This window comes from Rhodobacteraceae bacterium M385 (genome assembly GCA_025141835.1).
Classification (GTDB): Bacteria; Pseudomonadota; Alphaproteobacteria; order Rhodobacterales; family Rhodobacteraceae; genus Gymnodinialimonas.
On the sequence record CP081102.1, the window covers coordinates 2,173,907 to 2,193,001 of the forward strand.

The following is a 19,095-nucleotide window of genomic DNA, read 5'->3' on the forward strand; positions in this document are numbered from 1 at the left end:
ACCCATGCTCAAGGCAGGAAAACCCGCCCTATGCGGCTCGCCCTGAACACGTTACCGTGAGAGGGAACGGCCGGAGTTTGCCCGGCTGCTGCCCCATTTGTTCAGAACGGATGACATTTATGCGCGCGTTTTTCCTCGCCCTTTTTACACTCCTCATGCTTCCGCTTGCAGCCTTGGCTCAATCCGCGGACCGGCCCAACACAATTTTGGTCTTGGACGGCTCTGGCTCCATGTGGGGGCAGATTGATGGGGTCAATAAAATCGTAATCGCACGCGAAGTTATCGCTGAAATGCTTGCCGACATGGCCGATGATGTTTCTCTTGGTCTGACGGTCTATGGCCATCGCCAAAGGGGCAGCTGCACGGATATTGAGACCCTCGTTTCCCCCGCGCCCGGCACTCAGGATGAGATCCTTGCTGCGGTGAACGCGATCAACCCGCGCGGGCGCACGCCAATGACCGACGCCGTCATCGCCGCCGCGCAATCGCTGCGCTCCACCGAAGAGGCCGCGACCGTGATCCTAGTGTCTGACGGGATCGAAAACTGTAACCCCGATCCCTGCGCCATCGCCGCCGAACTGGAGGCTACGGGCGTGGATTTCACCGCCCATGTGATCGGCTTCGATGTCGCCTCCGAGCCCGAGGCACGCGCGCAAATGCAGTGCATCGCCGACAATACCGGCGGGCAGTTTCTAACCGCCGACAACGCGACAGAACTTAGCGAAGCCCTTGAAACGATTGTCGCAATTACCCCCACACCCATGCGGATCGAGGCGCAGGTTCTGCCCGAAGGCTCCTTGCCTACCCGCCCCGTGAGCTGGACGCTTCTGGGCACTGATGGCGATACCCTCAGCACCGGCACCCAAGGCCCGGCTATCGATGTAAGCCTGTTCCCCGGCACCTACATCGCCCAAGCGACCCGGACGGAACCGAACGGACCGCAGACTTATCAGACCTCGTTCACGGTGATCGAAGGCCAGACCGATCTGGTGATCGTCGCCATGCCTCCGATCATCGAAACCAGCCAAGTGACCTTCACCGCTCGCGTCCTGCCCGACATGGCCGTGCCTGCTTCGCAACTGGCGTGGACGCTGTTTGACAGCGCAGATACGGCGCTTCTTGGCCCCGTCGTGGCACCGGGCGGCAATGTTGCCCTGCTGCCCGGTGACTACCGCCTGGAGGTGGAGCGCGCCAACGCCGGCACCCGCCACGAGGCCCGCTTTACCGTCGAGCCCAACACCGCGCAGGAGGTCATCATCCCCCTGCCCGCGCTGACCGTGGAGATCGACTTTGTCGCCCGCATCGGTGACGTGGGTGGCGTGACCATCACCGACCCGGTCATTTGGGATGTGGAGCCGCTGCAAACAAACCCTGTCACCAGCAACCCGGCCAGCTTCTTGATGACCCGTGGCGCCTACCGTGTGACCGCGTATTGGACGGCACAGGAAATCGAGCAAAGCGTTGATTTCGTTGTGGTAGATCAGCCACGGGAAATCATCGTCGTGTTCCCGGAACCCGTTGCCACCGCGACCCTGACGGCGCCTGCTTCGGCGCCCATGGGCTCTACCATCCAAGTGGGTTGGGACGGTCCCGCTAACGCCGGTGACACCTTGTCGATCGGCCCGCTCGGCGCGCCCTACACAGAATATGTGAACCCCGTCACTGTGGAGGCAGGCACCAACCCCGCCACCCTTCTGATGCCCTCCGAGGCTGGCCCGTTCGAGATCCGCTATTCCGACGCCTCGACCCGGCAAGTGATCGCACGGGCGCCGATCTTGTCCACGCCCGTGACTGCCACCCTTACGGTCCCGGCTGAGGTCACCATCGGCAGCGAATTTGAGGTCGCCTGGACCGGCCCCAACTATGCCAACGACATGATCGTGGTTAACGCGCCCGACGATAGCACCAATGCCTATTCGGCCAGCCGTGTGCGCACGTCCGATGGCCCCATCGCCACAATGACAGCACCAACTGAGCCCGGCACCTTTGAGGTCCGCTACCGGATGAACCAGGACGGCGTCATCCTCGCCCGTGCCTTGGTTAACGTGGTCGAGGAAAGCGCCACGATAACCGCACCAGCAACAGCCATTGCGGGCTCTACCGTAGAGGTCGCTTGGACCGGCCCCGACAACGACCGTGACTTCATCGGCGTGACCCCCGTGGGGGCAGAAGGCAACTACCGTTTCGCCAATTACACTCGCACAAGCGAAGGGAATGTCTTGGGCGTTTTGATGCCCACAACACCCGGCGAATACCTGTTGGAATATGTCCTTCACGAAGGCAGAACCCGCGTTGTGGCTGTGCCAATCACCGTTACGCCCGCCGCGGCAACACTGACCGCTCCGACCACCGCGGTTGCTGGATCAACCATAGAGCTCGCTTGGACCGGGCCGGATTATCCCCGTGATTACATCGCAGTAACCCCCGTGGGAGCGGAAGGAAACTACCGCCACATCAACTACACCCGCACGTCTGAGGGTTCTCCGCTTGAGCTGCTCATGCCTGTTGATCCCGGCGCGTACATTCTGGAGTACGTTGTACACCAAGACCGCCTGTCGCTGACATCGGTGCCGATTACCGTAACAGAAGCCAGCGCCACCATCACTGCGCCCACAAGCGCGGCAGCGGGATCGACGATTGAGTTGGCTTGGACCGGGCCGGATTATCCCCGTGATTACATCGCAGTAACCCCCGTGGGCGCGGAAGGAAACTACCGCCACATCAACTATACCCGCACGAATGAGGGCTCTCCGCTTGAGCTGCTCATGCCAACGGAAGCTGGTGAATACATCTTGGAATACGTCGTTTACCAAGACCGCCTGTCGCTGACATCGGTGCCAATCACGATCAACGATGTGTCAGCCACCATCACAGCGCCAGCCAGCGCTGTGGCGGGATCGACCATCGAAGTCGCCTGGACCGGGCCGAATTATAACCGTGATTACATTGCGATAGGCCGTGTCGGTGCTGAAGGTGCTGCTCGTTGGCACAACTACACGCGCACCAGTGAGGGGGCTGTCCTACAGCTACAAACCCCGCCCGAGGCCGGCGCTTACGTGATCCGCTACTTCGTCGATCAAGACCGCGCCATTTTGACGGAGGTTCCGATCGAACTGACCGAGGCAGCCGCCTCTGTCACCGCGCCAGCCAGCGCTGTGGCGGGATCGACCATCGAAGTTGCCTGGACTGGGCCGAATTATGACCGTGATTACATAGCGATAGGCCGTGTCGGTGCGGAGGGTTCTGCCCGCTGGCATAACTATACGCGCACGGCTGAGGGCTCTCCTTTGTCATTGGTGACGCCGCCGGAGGCCGGTGAATATGTGATCCGCTACTTCGTGGATCAGGATCGTGTGGTACAGGCCGAGACTCCGATCACGCTGACCGCGCCCGCTGCAAGCCTAACCGCGCCGACCACCGCGGCAGTAGGTTCCAACATCGAGCTGGCTTGGACAGGTCCGGATTATCACCGTGATTTCATAGGGATAGGCCGTGTCGGTGCCGATGGATCTGCCCGGTGGGAGAACTATGTACGTACGTCCGAGGGATCACCAACCCGCTTGCTGATGCCCACAGAACCCGGTGAATACGTGATCCGTTACTTCATTGACCAGGACCGCATCAGCATTGCGGAGGTGCCGATCTCCTTGACCGATGTGACCGCGACCCTGACTGCGCCGACGACGGCAACGGCAGGCGGCACTTTGCAGGTTCAATGGACCGGACCCAATTATCCCCGTGATTTCATTGGGATAGGTCGCGTCGGCGCCGATGGTTCCGCCCGGTGGGAAAGCTACGCACGGACCCAAGACGGGAGCCCTGTCACCTTGAACGTGCCAGACGCGCCCGGTGATTATCTGCTGCGCTACTTCATCGACCAGAACCGCCGGTCACTGGTCGAGGTGCCGGTCAGGGTGCAGTAGACGCCTCACCAGAGAACGCAAAACGGGCGGCCTGATCGGGCCGCCCGTTAACGTTTGAGGTATATCAATGGTAGATCAATCTACCAAAGCGCCCTCTTAGATGTGGATCACCCGGTCGTAGGCGTCGAGCACGCTTTCGTGCATCATCTCCGACAGAGTTGGGTGCGGGAAGACGGTTTCCATCAGATCCTGTTCCGTGGTCTCCAGCTTCTGACCGACGACGTAGCCCTGGATCAGCTCGGTCACTTCCGCGCCGATCATATGGGCGCCCAAAAGCTCTCCGGTCTTCTCGTCGAAGACGGTTTTGATCATCCCCTCAGGCTCACCCAAGGCAATCGCCTTGCCGTTGCCGATGAAGGGGAAGCGTCCGACCTTCACCTTATAGCCCTGCTCTTTCGCTTTCGCCTCGGTCAGGCCCACGCTGGCCACCTGCGGGTGGCAATAGGTGCAGCCCGCGATGCTTTCGGGTTTGATCGGATGGGCCTTCTGGCCGGCGATCAATTCCGCAACCATAACCCCTTCGTGGGACGCCTTATGCGCCAACCACGGCGCGCCTGCGATGTCGCCGATCGCATAGACGCCATCAACGCCGGTGCGGCAGTATTCATCGGTCACGACATGGGTACGGTCGATCTTCACGCCGAGCCCTTCGAGGCCCAGATTCTCGACGTTGCCGACGATGCCGACAGCGGAAATCACGGTGTCGAACTCTTGTTTCTCGACCTTGCCGTTAACCTCGATATGCGCCGTCACTTTATCGGCGGCCCGGTCCAATTGCTTGACCATCGCCTTTTGCATTATCTTCATGCCTTGCTTCTCAAAGGACTTCTTGGCGAAGGCCGAAATCTCGGCGTCTTCTACGGGCAGGACCCGGTCCATCACTTCAACCACGGTCGTGTCAGCGCCCAAGGTGTTGTAGAAGCTGGCAAATTCGATGCCAATCGCGCCGGAACCGATGACCAGCAACTTTTTCGGCATATGGGGCGGGTTCAGCGCGGCTTTGTAGGTCCAGACGCGCTTGCCGTCGGCTTCCAGGCCCGGCAATTCACGGGCCCGCGCGCCGGTGGCGACGATGATGTTTTTCGCCGTCAGCTCTTCGCTGCCCTTCTCGGTCTTAACCACGACCTTACCCTTGGCGGGGATCGTCGCCTCGCCCATCACAGTGGTCACTTTGTTCTTCTTCATCAGATGCGCCACACCGCCCGAAAGCTGTTTGGCCACCTTACGAGAGCGGTCCACGACCTTGTTCAGGTCATAGCCGATGCCATCGGCGGTCAGGCCAAATTCCTTGGCCCGATGCATCAGGTGAAACACCTCGGACGAGCGCAACAGCGCCTTGGTGGGGATACAGCCCCAGTTCAGACAGATGCCGCCCATATGTTCGCGTTCCACAATTGCGGTCTTCAAGCCAAGCTGGCTGGCGCGGATGGCGGCGACGTAGCCGCCCGGCCCGGCCCCAATAACAATAAGGTCAAAGTTCTGTGCGGCCATTGGGGTCTTCTCCGGATCTAGGACATCAACGTCTTTGAGATTTGTTCAACGTTAAACCATTTCCTCAAGCCAGACAATTGCCGCTACGTCGCATGCCGCGTTGCAGCCAGTGCATAGCCCCTAAAGGCCATGATCCGCTTGGAACTTCTTGCGAAGCGTCACGTAGCCGCCGTCATCAAGGAAGGCTTGCTCTGCATCGGTTGTGGTGCGGCCCAAAGGGCCGTTGCGGTAGGGAAAGCGGCCAAAACGCTTGATAATTTCACGGTGAACGCGGGCGTGAAGGGCGTTGTCGCCAGTCTCCATCCTTGTGTCCATCAGCTCTACGCCCGCGTCTTGGTGATCCATGGTCTCCGAATGCATGAAGGGCATGTAGAAGAATTGACGCTCCGGCTCGGGCGTCTCACGGTCCCACCCGTGGGCCATCGCCTGGCCCGCGACCTCCAGCGCTTTGCTATCGGTGGCAAACGCCCGCGGATCATCGCGGAACATATTGCGGGGGAACTGGTCCAACAAGATCAGCAAAGCCAAGGCACCCGACGCATCCCCTGCCCACTTGGGCATGTTCCCGTCATGGGCCGCCTGCCACACCTGACCGAATTGATCCCGGATCGCTTGATCAAAGGCGTCGTCTTGGATGTACCATTTGGACGGACCGGCAGAGAGCCAGAAGGTTAGAACGTCGGCCGCGTGGATCATGGGTCTTGGTCCTCTTCAGCATCGCTCGCCATTTCTTCGGCGGCCTCCACATAGTACTCCTGCGCGGCCTCAACGGCTACAGGCGATGCAGTACCGGGCATGATCGAGGCGTAAGGCACCGCGTCGTAATCGTCTTCCTCGGTGTAGGCCGAGACCCGTTGCGTCATCCGGAAGACACCGTAAACACCCATGGAAACAAGCACTAAGGCCAGAAACAGCCAGAACCCGGCGGCCCCGATATAGCCCATCATCAGACCCATGAGAGGCGGGCCGGAGATCGCGCCAATGCCGTTTACAAAGATCATCCCGCCCGAGGCGGCGGGCATGTCCTCGGGTTCGAGGTAGTCGTTAATATAGGCGATGATAAGCGCGTAGAGCGGCTGAGCCAGACCGCCCGACAGCGCGGCGATGACCAAAAGCACCCAGTAGCTATGGCTGAAAAACATGCCAGCGATGGCAACGCAGGAGCCTAAGAACGCCGCCGCCACAATCAAGAGCCGGCGGTCCATACGGTCCGACATCCAGCCAATGGGATATTGAAAAATGATCGCACCAATAAAGATCGCCGACACGAAGCCAGACAATTGTTGCAGGTTCAGGCCCAGTTCCGTCGCATAGACCGGGGCCATGACAAATTGGCCCGCAAACACGCCGCCCATCAGCAGCATGGCAACCGAGGCAAACGGCGACGCGTCATAAAGCTGGCGCAGCGACATGGAGCGGGTTTCCTCGATCGCGGGCGTCGGCGTGGCAGACAGAAGGATCGGCGCGAAGGACAGCGACACAAGGATCGAAGGGATCACGAACAATAGCCACCCCGAAGGATCACCTGCCGCCAAAAAGCCCTGCGCCGCCACAAGGCCGAACATCTGCATCAGCATATAGGCCGAAAGCGACTGGCCGCGGGTCTCATTGGTGGACGAATTGTTGAGCCACGACTCAGCCGTCACATAGACGCCCGACAGGCAAAAGCCGATGCCAACCCGCAGCACCATCCAGACGTAGGGGTCAGCCACGATGGGGTAAGAGATCACAATCGCCGAGATGAAAGAGGCCAGCGCCGCAAAGACCCGCACATGGCCAACCCGGGCGATGAACTTCGGCGCCATGCTGGAGCCGCCCAGAAAACCAATGAAATAAGCCGAGCCGATCAATGACAATTGGAACGTCGAGAAGTTCTCGATCGCGCCCCGAACGCCCATAAGAGACCCTTGCAGGCCGTTGCCGATCTGCAAAAGGAACATGCCAAATAGTAGCGCCCATGCGCTGCGGATAACGGTGATCATGGAAATGTGCCTTTCCAAAAAAGAAATTTTGTGACGGCTAACGTGCGGCGTCGGGCTAGGTCTGGCGGGTTTGCGACGGAATTAACAATGAGGCGTCGCCATAGGAGAAGAAGCGATACTGATGCGCAATGGCATGGGCATAGACGGCGTCCATCCGCTCTTTGCCCATCAACGCGCTGACCAGCATCAGAAGAGTCGATTTGGGCAGGTGAAAGTTGGTCATCAGCGCGTCGGTGATCTGCCACTTGTATCCGGGGTAGATGAAGATTTCGGTGGTGCCCTCGAACGGGTGCAACTGGCCTTCTTTCGCCGCGCTTTCAATCAGGCGCAGGGCGGTGGTGCCCACGGGTATGACCCGCCCGCCAGCGGCCTTGGTGGCGTTGATCTGGGCGGCGGCTTCGGCGCTGACCTCGCCCCATTCGGCGTGCATCTTGTGGGTGGTGACGTCTTCGACGGTGACAGGCAAAAACGTGCCCGCGCCCACATGGAGAGTGACGTAAGAGACCTCCACCCCCTTGGCCGAGAGCGCGGCCATAAGCTCTGCGTCGAAGTGCAAGCTGGCCGTCGGCGCAGCGACTGCCCCCGCGTGTTTGGCCCAGATGGTCTGGTAGTCGTCATGGTCGCGCGCATCGGGGGCGCGCTTGCCCGCAATATAGGGCGGCAAAGGCATGGCTCCGGCGGCATTCAGGGCGGCGTCAAAGTCATCGCCGCTGAGGTTGAAGGCCAGTCGCAAACCTTCATCCATCGCTTTAACTTCTGCCTGTAGGTCGCTGGAAAAAATAACAATCTCCCCCACCTTCAGTTTGCGCATTGGTTTACCAAGGGCGGACCAGGTGCCATCGGGTTGCGGCTCCATCAAGGTGACTTCGATCTTGGCAGTCACCTCGCCCTGGGCGCTCATCCTTGTGCGCGTCCCCGACAGCCGTGCGGGGATCACACGGGTATCGTTCAGCACCAAACGATCCCCCGCCCGCAGTTGCGCAGGCAGGTCCGCCACAGTCAGATCACGGGTCGCCGCCCCGTCTGCCACCAACAATTTCGCCGAGGACCGAGGCCGCGCCGGCCGCGTGGCGATCAGGGTTTCAGGCAGGTCAAAATCGAAGTCGTCAAGTTTCATCAAGAACCCTACTGGGAGAAGTCCGGCGGCGGCGCACGGAAGATTTCACGGAAGATGCCGGGGGTGAGAATCGACAAGGGGTTCACCGTCACCCGCGTGTCGTCGCTATCGCCGATCAGCCGATAGTTGAAGCCGAAAAGTCCCTCACGCCGCGTCGCGAAAATCGCGCCGAACAACCCGTTCACCAGATAGAACGGAGATACCACGCCCTGCATCTCGTAGCGCCCCGAAGCCACGTCATAAACACCGTCCATGGAGAATCCCATGGAGGGGCCCACGGCGGTGCCTTCCTGCACCGTGATCGCGGTGGGGGTGATGCGGAATGCGCCGTCCACCTGCCCAAGGTTGATGCCATCGCCGGAAAGCTGTTCCAGAAGGCCCACCACGGAAATCAGGTTCAACAATTCTGCCATCACCGAGGCATCGCGCAGGCGCGGGCTGTCGATGGTCAGGCGGCCATCGTATTCGCCCGATTGCGCACGGGCCGCGAGGATCAGGTCAAACGCGCCGCCGTGCATGTTCTCGAAGATATCCGCCGAGCGCAGAACCGCGCCCCCGTCCGGCGATTGCAGGCGCACGGAAGGCCCGTTGGCGCTTGGCACCAACTGGCCGCTGATGGGCGCGCCGTTGTTGACCTGGCCCCGAAACTGGCCGCTGCCCGTGGCCCCATCGAGGCTGGCACGAAGGCCCGTCAGCGCGATGCCTTCGGTGATCTGCATCCGGTCAAGGCGCACGTCCAATGGCCCCACATCTCCGCCGCCACCGCTGCCACTGGCCCCCAGAAGCGAGGGCATGGTGCGGAAATCAAGCACGCCGCCTGATACCTCGATCGCGGGGGCGGCATTGCCCCGACCCACAAGGCCGCCCTGAACGTCCAGCCATTGCCCAAGGCGGAACCGCCCGGCGGAGAAACGGTTCAGATATCCGTCTTCGGTGAAGGTCACGGCTCCATCCAACGACAGACCCGCGCCTTCCAGCGTCAAGGACCGCACCTCGGGTTGCGGGCCAAGGGTGAGTTCAGCGGTGAAGTCCCCGGTGCGCCCCGCCGCCATGCGCCATGCCAGTGGCGGGATCGCCAAGGCGATGCCATCAAGGTCGGAACGGACCTGAAGTTGCGCCGGGCGCGTGGGGTGGAGGGCGACGGTCAAGTCGGCCTCTCCCTGCCCCGAGATCAGCCAATCGGGCAGGTCCACCCCAAAGGTCGCAAGGCTTGCGCGGTCCACCTGCGCGCGCGCCTCGATCAAACTGCCGGGCGGCGCGCTTGGGTCCAGCAGAACGCTCCAGTTTCCGGTGACAGGCACACCATCAAGCGCGCCGCGCCCGCCCACAGACAGGCGCTCGGACGTCATCGCCACGGTGAGCCGGTTCGAGGTTAACGTGCGATCGGGCACCAGTTCTGTGCCACGGTAGCCTGTCACGATGGCAGAGGCGTCGATATCAACACCGTCAAATCCCGTCGCTTCGGTGCGGGCAATCAGATGGGTCGCAAGGGCCGCCTGCGCCACGATCTGGCCTGTTCCGATCTCAGCCGGGGCGTAGCCGCTGGCCTCCAACACGGCAAAGGGTGGGCCTGCGAGGATATGCATCAGGTCCGGGACAGCCCCGTTGATTTCGAGGTCGAACGTCGCCAACGGCCCTGGCACCGAGACATCGCCGATCCGCATCCGAGAGCCCGCAAGCGACACCGCGCCCTGCCCCTCGGCCGCGACGCCACCACCGTCGAGCCCGACAGACAGCGTGTCGTTTTCCAACCGCAAGAACCCCGAAGCGCCGCGGATCGGCGGCCCCGCAGGCAAGGCGATCAGATCGGCGTCGGTGAAGTCAAAGGACAGCTCATAAATCGGGTCGTGGTCGGGCTGCATCCGCAGCGACAAATCTGCCCCCCGCGCCGTGCCTGCCAACATCCGCTCGGCCACCCACCAGCGGGTGTTGGGGATCGCCGTAGCGGGCCAATACGACAGGACCGAGGCCACATCCGCCTCGGCTAGCGACAGATCAAGGGCCAGCGTCAGCCCCTCTGGCGCAGCCATAGCACGGCCCCTTGCCGTGGCGCGAAAGGCGCCATCAAAGACCGTCGCCTGCCCCACATCAAGGCGCACGACCTCGCCCAGGCTCAGGCGCAGATCGAGCACCATTCCGTCAATCTGCAAAGGCGCATCGAACATCCCTTCGGGATCAGCAATCACGTCGCGCACGGCAAATTGCCCGGTAAAGACCCGGCCCGCCGCGTCAATATCCGCATGGCCCACCGCCTCGAACGAAAGCTGATCCGCCGAAACAACCAGTTGTTCAAACCGGGCGCGCCGGGTGCCGGGCGCGTAGCTGAGCCGCGCCTCCATCGCGTTGAACGGCAGCGGCGCGTCCTGCCCCGGCAAGGTCACCTGCCCCGGGCCGATCTGCAACGCGCCATCCAAGGCCCCCAGAACCCCGTCATCCCCAAGCTCTGCCGACAATTCGCCGTCAATGGGCGCGCGCATCAGGTCCAGCCACCCCAAGGCCGGCGACATGGAGGCCAAATCCTGTGCCGCCAAGGTGTCAAATACCATCGCCATGTCGGTGACGCCCCGGATCGTGTCCCGGCCAATGGTCACGCTCAACGCCGCATCGCGGCTGCCCTCCAGATCTCCGTCAATCTGCAAGGTCATGATGCCCTCGCCCCGCGTCAGGCGCACCTCGGCCCCGTGCAAACGCATGTCGCGCCCTGTCTCTGCGTCCGACAAGCTCACCTGCATTGCCTCTCCGCGCACCTCGTCGAGGCGGGAAAAAACCTCTCTCGCGAACATCTGATCTAACAGCGCCAGCGTTTCCACCAAGGTGCGCTCGTCCCGCTCCCCGGTGCCATCCGCGTCATCGCCACCGGCGAAATTCCCGGCAAAGGCCAAATCAATGCGCCCGTCGGCGTCTCGGGTCATGTTCAGCCCCGCGCCCACCACCACGATCCGCTTGATCCGCGCATGCCCCAACACCAGCGGCCCCGGTGCCATGCGCAGGCGTAACACCGGAAACGCCGCCCTCACGTCCCCTTCCACCGTGGTCATTACGACATCGCGGAATTCCAACGCGGGCGCGCGCCCCCCTTGCGGCAAGCCCAAAACCATATCCCCGACCGAGACATTGCCCAAGGCCATCGCCGCGTTGATCCGCGCCTCAATCTGTTCCTGCATCGCGGCTGGCAAACTCATCGGCGCAATTGATAACCGCACCCACGCCGCGCTCAACGGCAGCACAACAACCAACGCCAGCACGATGAGCGCAACGCGCCAGCGCCTGCGCCCTCTGCTGTGTTGCTCTGCTTCGTCCGCGCCGCTACCCGTCAAACCCCAAAACCCGTCCTAAGCCCCAAAAACACCTTGCCGGTTGTCTTCTCTTTATTCTTCGCGCAAATCCCCTAGCTTGCAACGTGAATACGCTGATGCCCCGAAAGGACCGCCCATGTTAGAGACAGGCCACCCCGCCCCCGATTTCACCCTGCCCCGTGACGGCGGCACTACCCTGACCCTGTCCGACCAACGCCCCAAAGCCGTGGTCCTCTTCTTCTACCCCAAAGACGACACGCCAGGCTGCACCAAAGAGGCCATCGCCTTCACCGGCCTCGAAGCCGCCTTCGCCGAGGCCAACACCACCCTCATCGGCATTTCCAAAGATACCGCGACGAAACATGACAAGTTTATCGCCAAGCACGACCTCTCCATCGCCCTGGTCTCTGACGCCGAACACGACACTTGCGAGCAATACGGCACCTGGGTCGAGAAAAACATGTACGGCAAGAAATACATGGGCATTGAACGCGCCACCTACCTGATCGACAGCGACGGCAACATCGCCCAAATCTGGCGCAAGGTAAAAGTCCCCGGCCACGCCGAGGCCGTGCTCGAAGCCGCGCGCGCCCTCTAACCCACGCCCTGCTTCCTTGTTCTGAAAATATCCCGGGGGGTGGCAGACTTTTGCTCGCAAAAGACTGCCAGGGGGGCCGCGCCCCCCTTCCCCTTAAGAAAAGACAATGCGGCTTTAGCCGCGCATTTTGACTAATTCGCAAAGGTCCGCCCGATGATCCCCCTTGCCGAAATGGCCGACCAGGTCCTGCGCACCGCTGATGCCCGCGCCAAAACCGCCCTCTCGCGGCGCTTCGCGGCCCAGTGGCAAGCCGCCCGTGACGCCGGCGAGCGCCCGGAGATTGGCACCGCTACTCCGCCCGATGCCCCGGCCCGGCCCGACGCGCCTGCGCTGCTTGATCCGCGCGACGTGCCACGCCGCAAACCCGGCTCGCCGCAGGGGCGCATCGCGATCCTGCACGCCGTCGCTCATATCGAGTTGAACGCCGTCGATCTGCACTGGGATCTGATCGCCCGGTTCTCGGACACCCCCTTTCCGATCGGTTTCTTCGACGATTGGGTCCGTGCCGCCGATGAGGAATCCAAACATTTCAACCTGATCGCCGATTGTCTGGAGGCCATGGGTTCCCACTACGGGGCCCTGCCCGCCCACGCGGGCATGTGGCGCGCGGCGGAAGACACGGCAGGCGATCTTTTGGGCCGCCTTGCCGTGGTGCCCATGGTGCTCGAGGCCCGCGGCCTCGACGTGACGCCCGGGATGATCAAGATCTTCCAGAATGCCAAGAACGACCCCGCCGCACAGCAGGCGGTGGACGCCATGCAGGTCATTTACGCCGAAGAGGTCCACCACGTCGCCTATGGCTCCAAGTGGTTCCACTTCCTGTGTGGCCGCCATGACCTTGATCCAAAAGAGGCGTTTCACGATCTGGTTCAGCGCTATTTCCACGGCCCCCTGAAGCCGCCGTTCAACGAAGAAAAACGGGCCGAGGCGGGCATTCCGCCAGACTTCTACTGGCCACTGGCCGAGGATATCCGGCGCTAAGTTACGCGCCTGTATACAAGATTTCGCCAGAAGTCGGCGATTTTCCGCCGCAATTGCGCGATTTTTCGGTGCCTTTTAAGCAGTTCTCCATTAGGGTGTTGGCACAAAGCGCGGTGTGGCTTATCCCCAAGCCTGCTGCGGCTGCCGCTAGGGACAAGTTGGCGATGCAGACATACACAAGGGGAAGCGAGGCTTAAGGACAGTGAACTCTCGGCTTTATGGCCGCGTGAATGCGGCGCTTGAACGGCATCTGCCTGAACAACGTCTCTTCCTGAAATCGGAAGAGGGAACGCGGTTTATCCGCCTTCGCCCCATCACGCAGGCGAGTATGATTTTGGGCTCTGCCGTTGCGGTAGGCTGGACGGTCATCGTCACGTCGTTCTTCTTGATCGACTCCATTTCCTCGGGCAATGCCCGCGATCTCGCAGAGCGGGAACAGGAAACTTATCAGGTCCGTTTGAACCTTCTGGCCCATGAGCGCGACGCCCGCGCCGCAGAGGCCAGCGCCGCCCAAGACCGCTTCGCCTTGGCGATGGATCAGGTCTCGGCGATGCAGACGCAGCTTCTCGACAGTGAAGAACGCGCCCGTGAATTGGAAATCGCCGTTGACGTGATCCAAGCCACCCTGCGCCGTACCATTGGCGAACGCGACGACGCCAGAATTGCCCAAGCCGCGTTGCAATCAGAACTACAAGCCGACACCGGCACCGTACTGACCGCCGCCGAGCGTGAAGAAGAGCTTGAGCAAACCCTCGCCTTCCTCAACCAAGCGCTCGAATGGACGGCTGAAGAACGCGACACGGGCTACACGATGGTCGCTGCCGCTGAAGAAGAGATTAACCGCCTGAACTTTGAGGCGGCCCTGACAGACGAACGCTCCAGCCGCGTGTTCCGCCAGCTGGAAGAGGCTGTCGCCGTTTCCATGGAGCCGCTGGACGAGATGTTCCGCGCCGCGGGTATGAACACCGACGATCTGATCGACGCCGTGCGCCGGGGCTATTCCGGCCAAGGCGGCCCGTTGACGCCGATCCTGTCCACCTCTGGTGAACCCGTCGACGGCCTATCGATGCGTGCCAATGAGGTTCTAGAAAGCCTCGACCGGATCAACATGTACCGTATCGCGGCCGAGCGTCTTCCCCTCGCCAATCCGGTCAACGGCTCTTACCGCAACACCTCGGGCTTCGGCCCGCGCGGCGACCCATTCAACGGATCGCGCCGGATGCACAACGGCGTTGACTTCGCCGGGGCCCGCGGCACGCAGATTGTTGCCGGTGGTGAGGGAACTGTGACCCACGCTGGACGGATGAGCGGCTATGGCAATACAGTAGAAGTGACCCATGCTAACGGGTTTATGACTCGCTACGCGCATCTATCGCGTATTCGCGTGAATGAAGGCCAAAGGGTCTCGCGCGGGGACTTGTTAGGTGATATGGGCTGCACGGGTCGGTGCACGGGCACGCATTTGCACTATGAGGTGCATCGCAATGGCACGCCTGTTAATCCGATGACGTTCATAAGGGCAGGACGCAATGTTTTCTAAATCCAAGATCAACGAACCCGGACCTAAGACTGGCGATGCGTCGTCCGGGTCCGCCAGCACTGGTTCGACCGGGGCAACCGGCAACTCTTCTGGAGATACCATGAATAAAACGAATACCGCCGCCGCGACCGGCAGCAAGACCAAGCCACAGCCTTCCATGCTGTCCACGGACCTGACGATTGTGGGCAACCTGCGCACAACCGGCGACATTCAGGTCGAAGGCACTGTCCAAGGCGACATTCGCGCCCATCTTCTGACTGTCGGCGAAAGCGCCAACATCGAGGGTGAGATTGTGGCAGACGATATCGTCGTCACCGGACGCGTTGTCGGCCGTGTGCGTGGTTTGAAAGTCCGCCTGACGTCCACTGCCCGCGTCGAAGGCGACATCATCCACAAGACCATCGCAATCGAAAGCGGTGCCCATTTCGAAGGTTCCGTTCAGCGCGCAGAAGATCCGCTGTCCACGGGCTCTTCAAACCCGGTTCCAACGGCGCGTACGCCCGTTTCCACTGGCACGCCCCCCGCGGCCGAGGCACCGGCCTCGTCGATCCCGCGCCCGGCTGCCGCTGGCCCGGTGCCGTCCTCCAAGGACTAAGCGCCCCCAAAGACTGGGCGCCTCATGCGATATTGATTGGAAGAAGCCGGGCGCCCTGCCCGGCTTTTTTCGTTTCAAGGCTACGGCTTGCCTGCCTACCCCGTGACGGTCGCCAAGCGATAGAGGTGCCAAGATCCGTGTCCAAGGATCGGCAGTACCACGAACAGGCCCAATAGCCCCGGCAGCAGCGCCAAAAAGGTCAGCCCGGCGATGATGACGCCCCAAAGCAACATGACAGCAAAGTTCTGCTTCACCACCGAGACAGAGGTGATCATGGCGGTCACGAAATCCACCTCTCGATCCAGCAGAAGCGGCAATGAGACCACCGTCAAAGCGAACAGCACGAAGGCAAAGACCGCCCCAAAGCCCGTGCCTACCACCAGCATCAAGATGCCCTCTCGCTGCACCAAATAGCCGTAGGATGATGTCACGTTGGTCAGGGCCGATGGCCCCAGAAACAGGGCGAACAGCATGTGGGCGAAGAACGACCAAAACAGGAAGTAGACGATAATGACCCACGCCATCGACGGCAGTTGCCGCAGGCGTTGTCGCCAGATCACCCCAAGAATATCGCGCCGCGCCCACTCGGATTGCCCAGTCTCCAGACGGCGGGAAACCTCGTAAAGCCCGACGGCCAGAAATGGCCCCAGCAGTGGGAAACCCACCGTAATCGGGATCGCCAGCCAGACCTGATCCGTGACGAACAGAAATAGGTAAAGCAACCATCCCCCCACCACATAGGCCGCGGCAAACCCCAGCCCCATCGCCGGTTTGCGCAGAAAATCCCTCAGCCCAAGGCGCAGGGCCTTCGCAAGATCGCCAGGCCGCAGGTCTCGGATCGCCGGAGCGCCCTCTCCCACCGGATGCACAGTGCTGTCGGTCATGTCCATGTCCCTCCCTCGGCAAGTGTAAGGGCTTGGGCGCTTGGCGCAAAGGGGCGGGGTCAGGCGGGATCTCGGACGAGGCGCGGGCCGATCATTTCCTCCCACGCCGCGCCCATGGCCAAAATCTTACCGTCCGCCCCCGACGGCCCGATCAACTGCACCCCGTGGGGCAAGCCGCTGTCGCCATAGCCCGCTGGCAAAGAAAGCGCAGGCACCCCGGCAAGGCTGGCGGGCACGACGCACTCCATCCAACGATGATAGCTGTCGGTTTCTTGCCCGGCCAAATCGCGCGGCCAATCCCAATCTGCCGGAAACGGCCAGAGCTGAGTGGCGGGCAACATGATGGCGTCGTAGCGTGCGAACAGAGTGTCCAACACAGCCAACCAGTCGCGGCGCAGGGCACTGGCACGCTCCACCTGGTCTCCGGTCAAGGCCAGTCCACGCTCCACCTCCCACAGGGCCTGCGCATTCAGCAACCCGCGCCGCGCCGGGTCGCGCCAATGGCGGGCGAGGTCCTGCGCCACAACAAAGGACCGCAACGTCGTCCAACTGTCCCATACAGCTCCCGCGGCCATGGGCGGGGTGATAGCGTCCACCTGCCAGCCCAAATCTTTCGCCTGTACCACAGCCGCTTCCCCGGCTTCCAACAGGCCCGCGTCCATCCCATAAGCGCCGCCCCAATCCCCGAGCCATGCCACGCGCGGCGCCTTGGGCGCGGGCGGCATAGCCACAGGCTGGCCCGCGATCGTGTCCAACAGCGCGCTCACATCTTCAATGGACCGCCCCATCGGCCCCAAGGTCGCCAACCGGTGCAACAATACATTGTCCCTCGGCTCTCCCGGCACCACGCCTACCGTGGGGCGAAATCCGTAAACATCATTCCACGCCGCCGGATTGCGCAAACTGCCCATCATGTCCGAGCCATCGGCGATGCTTACCATCCCCGTGGCCAACGCCGCCCCCGCCCCGCCGGAAGAGCCTCCGGCCGTGCGCGTCAGATCAAAAGGATTGCGCGTGACCCCAAACACCGCGTTGTTAGAATGCGAGCCCAACCCATATTCCGGCACATTGGTCTTGCCGATGACAATCGCGCCCGCACCGCGCAAAGCGCGCGCCAGACCATCATCTGCCTCGGGCACGAAATCCGCGAAGATCCGCGATCCCCATGTGGACCGCACCCCCTTCACGGCAACCAAATCCTTCACGGCCACAGGTATGCCCCGCAGCCATCCGCCGCCCCCCACAGCGTCCGCCAGCCTTGCCTCTCCCATCAAGGCTTCCCGGTCACGCAACGACACAATCGCATTGACCTCGCCATTGACCGCATCAATCCGCGCCAATGTCGCCCTCATCACATCGGCACAAGATACCTCGCCCGCCGCAATCTTCCGCGACAAAGCCCTCGCCCCAAGACGCCACAGCTCAGACATGGGCGCTCCCCCCGCTTCACCTTTTCATAAATATCGAAACCAACGGCCCGCCCCGCGCGCCGCCGCCCGAGCTCAATCCTCGGCGTTGGCCTCAGCCCGGCTCTTGCCCGACACATCCATCGCCAGAACGCTCGCCATCAACCCGTCGATATTGCCGTCCAAGACGCCCTGGGTGTCCGATGTCTCAAAAGACGTCCGCAGGTCTTTCACCATCTGGTAAGGCTGCAACACATAGGACCGGATTTGGTTACCCCACCCCGCGTCGCCTGCATTCTCATGGACCTCATTGACCTTGGCCGAGCGTTTATCCAACTCGATCTGATAAAGCCGCGACTTCAACGCCTTCATCGCAATATCGCGGTTTTGGTGCTGCGACTTCTCGGACGAGGTCACCACAATCCCTGTCGGATGGTGCGTAATCCGGACCGCCGAATCCGTCGTGTTCACGTGCTGACCGCCCGCCCCCGAGGACCGATAGGTATCGATCCGAATATCTGACGGATTTACCTCAATCTCGATGTTGTCATCCACCACGGGATAAACCTTCACCGATGTGAAGGACGTATGGCGCTTGGCCGCGCTATCGAAAGGCGAAATCCGCACAAGACGATGCACGCCACTCTCAGACTTCAACCAACCATAAGCGTTATGGCCCGAGATCTTGTAGACGGCAGACTTAATCCCCGCCTCTTCCCCGGCACTGAAACTTTGCAGATCGACGTCATATCCCTGCTTCTCGGCCCATCGCGTGTACATCCGCGCCAGCATCGAGGCCCAGTCGCAGCTCTCGGTGCCGCCCGCGCCAGAGTTGATCTCGAGGAAGGTATCATTGCTATCGGCCTCGCCATCCAGCAAGGCTTCCAACTCCTTCGCTGCGGCGTCTTCCACCAAAGCAGCCAAAGCCGCCTCGGCCTCGGCCACGACTTCCGCGTCGCCTTCCATCTCGCCCAATTCGATCAGTTCGGCGTTGTCCTCCACGCCCTGCTTGATCGTCTCGTATTGCTTGATCTTGTCGACCAGGATTTGCCGATCGCGCATCAACTTCTGCGCTTTTTCGGGATCGTTCCAAAGATCCGGATCCTCAACGCGGGCGTTGAATTCCTCCAGACGAAAGGGCGCCGTCTCGATGTCCATACGCTGGCCCAAGAGGGTCAACGAGTTGTGGATCTTTTCAATGTTTGCGGTCGTCTCGGCGCGCATGGGAGTGCCTCTCAGAAATGCTCATGCAGGGATAGACCAGCGCCGCGAAACCCTCAAG

Annotated in this window: 13 protein-coding genes; 5 read left to right on the top strand and 8 right to left on the bottom strand. The window is 61.7% G+C overall.

Annotation, left to right across the window (positions count from 1 at the left end; translation table 11 throughout):
• The first annotated feature begins 155 nt into the window (after positions 1-155).
• The gene (locus K3728_10635; GenBank protein UWQ94189.1) at positions 156-3,923 is read left to right on the top strand and encodes a VWA domain-containing protein; all 3,768 of its coding nucleotides are present in this window, start codon (positions 156-158) and stop codon (positions 3,921-3,923) included.
• A 96-nt stretch (positions 3,924-4,019) separates the two neighbouring features.
• Here the strand turns inward: K3728_10635 and lpdA are convergent, their stop codons facing one another.
• From lpdA to K3728_10660, 5 genes are all read right to left on the bottom strand, one after another.
• The gene (gene lpdA, locus K3728_10640; GenBank protein UWQ94190.1) at positions 4,020-5,414 is read right to left on the bottom strand and encodes a dihydrolipoyl dehydrogenase; all 1,395 of its coding nucleotides are present in this window, start codon (positions 5,412-5,414) and stop codon (positions 4,020-4,022) included.
• A gap of 120 nt (positions 5,415-5,534) precedes the next feature.
• Positions 5,535-6,110 (bottom strand): DUF924 domain-containing protein, encoded by a 576-nt coding sequence (locus tag K3728_10645; GenBank protein UWQ94191.1) that lies wholly within the window; start codon positions 6,108-6,110, stop codon positions 5,535-5,537.
• Positions 6,107-7,396, bottom strand: a complete 1,290-nt coding sequence (locus K3728_10650; GenBank protein ID UWQ94192.1) for an MFS transporter — start codon at positions 7,394-7,396, stop codon at positions 6,107-6,109. The genes K3728_10645 and K3728_10650 overlap by 4 nt, the downstream gene beginning before the upstream one ends.
• Positions 7,397-7,451: 55 nt before the next feature.
• Positions 7,452-8,513 (bottom strand): tRNA preQ1(34) S-adenosylmethionine ribosyltransferase-isomerase QueA, encoded by a 1,062-nt coding sequence (gene queA, locus K3728_10655; GenBank protein UWQ94193.1) that lies wholly within the window; start codon positions 8,511-8,513, stop codon positions 7,452-7,454.
• An 8-nt stretch (positions 8,514-8,521) separates the two neighbouring features.
• Positions 8,522-11,695: a DUF3971 domain-containing protein gene (locus tag K3728_10660; protein UWQ94194.1), complete on the bottom strand. Its 3,174-nt coding sequence runs from the start codon at positions 11,693-11,695 to the stop codon at positions 8,522-8,524.
• Between the two features lie 250 nt (positions 11,696-11,945).
• Between K3728_10660 and K3728_10665 the strand changes: the two genes are divergently transcribed.
• The 4 genes from K3728_10665 to K3728_10680 all read left to right on the top strand — a co-directional run bounded on the left by K3728_10665 (position 11,946) and on the right by K3728_10680 (position 15,523).
• Positions 11,946-12,407: a peroxiredoxin gene (locus K3728_10665; GenBank protein UWQ94195.1), complete on the top strand. Its 462-nt coding sequence runs from the start codon at positions 11,946-11,948 to the stop codon at positions 12,405-12,407.
• A gap of 153 nt (positions 12,408-12,560) precedes the next feature.
• Positions 12,561-13,388 (top strand): ferritin-like domain-containing protein, encoded by an 828-nt coding sequence (locus K3728_10670; GenBank protein UWQ94196.1) that lies wholly within the window; start codon positions 12,561-12,563, stop codon positions 13,386-13,388.
• Positions 13,389-13,590: 202 nt separating this feature from the next.
• Positions 13,591-14,928, top strand: a complete 1,338-nt coding sequence (locus K3728_10675) for a peptidoglycan DD-metalloendopeptidase family protein (GenBank protein ID UWQ94197.1) — start codon at positions 13,591-13,593, stop codon at positions 14,926-14,928.
• On the top strand, positions 14,918-15,523 hold the full coding sequence (locus tag K3728_10680) for a polymer-forming cytoskeletal protein (GenBank protein UWQ94198.1): 606 nt from the start codon (positions 14,918-14,920) through the stop codon (positions 15,521-15,523). The genes K3728_10675 and K3728_10680 overlap by 11 nt, the downstream gene beginning before the upstream one ends.
• Before the next feature lie 95 nt (positions 15,524-15,618).
• Here the strand turns inward: K3728_10680 and K3728_10685 are convergent, their stop codons facing one another.
• The 3 genes from K3728_10685 to prfB form a co-directional block, all read right to left on the bottom strand.
• On the bottom strand, positions 15,619-16,407 hold the full coding sequence (locus tag K3728_10685) for a DUF2189 domain-containing protein (protein UWQ94199.1): 789 nt from the start codon (positions 16,405-16,407) through the stop codon (positions 15,619-15,621).
• Positions 16,408-16,466: 59 nt separating this feature from the next.
• Positions 16,467-17,837: an amidase gene (locus tag K3728_10690; protein UWQ94200.1), complete on the bottom strand. Its 1,371-nt coding sequence runs from the start codon at positions 17,835-17,837 to the stop codon at positions 16,467-16,469.
• A 72-nt stretch (positions 17,838-17,909) separates the two neighbouring features.
• Positions 17,910-19,037, bottom strand: a complete 1,128-nt coding sequence (prfB, locus tag K3728_10695) for a peptide chain release factor 2 (protein ID UWQ94201.1) — start codon at positions 19,035-19,037, stop codon at positions 17,910-17,912.
• Between the last annotated feature and the right edge of the window lie 58 nt (positions 19,038-19,095).

What these genes read in the sequence shown, in the direction of transcription:
- prfB (UWQ94201.1), bottom strand. Translation starts at nt 19,037, where the DNA reads ATGCGCGCCGAGACGACCGCAAACATTGAAAAGATCCACAACTCGTTG.
- K3728_10690 (UWQ94200.1), bottom strand. Translation starts at nt 17,837, where the DNA reads ATGTCTGAGCTGTGGCGTCTTGGGGCGAGGGCTTTGTCGCGGAAGATT.
- K3728_10650 (UWQ94192.1), bottom strand. Translation starts at nt 7,396, where the DNA reads ATGATCACCGTTATCCGCAGCGCATGGGCGCTACTATTTGGCATGTTC.
- lpdA (UWQ94190.1), bottom strand. Translation starts at nt 5,414, where the DNA reads ATGGCCGCACAGAACTTTGACCTTATTGTTATTGGGGCCGGGCCGGGC.
- K3728_10635 (UWQ94189.1), top strand. Translation starts at nt 156, where the DNA reads ATGCTTCCGCTTGCAGCCTTGGCTCAATCCGCGGACCGGCCCAACACA.
- K3728_10660 (UWQ94194.1), bottom strand. Translation starts at nt 11,695, where the DNA reads ATGAGTTTGCCAGCCGCGATGCAGGAACAGATTGAGGCGCGGATCAAC.
- K3728_10680 (UWQ94198.1), top strand. Translation starts at nt 14,918, where the DNA reads ATGTTTTCTAAATCCAAGATCAACGAACCCGGACCTAAGACTGGCGAT.
- K3728_10645 (UWQ94191.1), bottom strand. Translation starts at nt 6,110, where the DNA reads ATGATCCACGCGGCCGACGTTCTAACCTTCTGGCTCTCTGCCGGTCCG.
- queA (UWQ94193.1), bottom strand. Translation starts at nt 8,513, where the DNA reads ATGAAACTTGACGACTTCGATTTTGACCTGCCTGAAACCCTGATCGCC.
- K3728_10670 (UWQ94196.1), top strand. Translation starts at nt 12,561, where the DNA reads ATGATCCCCCTTGCCGAAATGGCCGACCAGGTCCTGCGCACCGCTGAT.
- K3728_10665 (UWQ94195.1), top strand. Translation starts at nt 11,946, where the DNA reads ATGTTAGAGACAGGCCACCCCGCCCCCGATTTCACCCTGCCCCGTGAC.
- K3728_10685 (UWQ94199.1), bottom strand. Translation starts at nt 16,407, where the DNA reads ATGACCGACAGCACTGTGCATCCGGTGGGAGAGGGCGCTCCGGCGATC.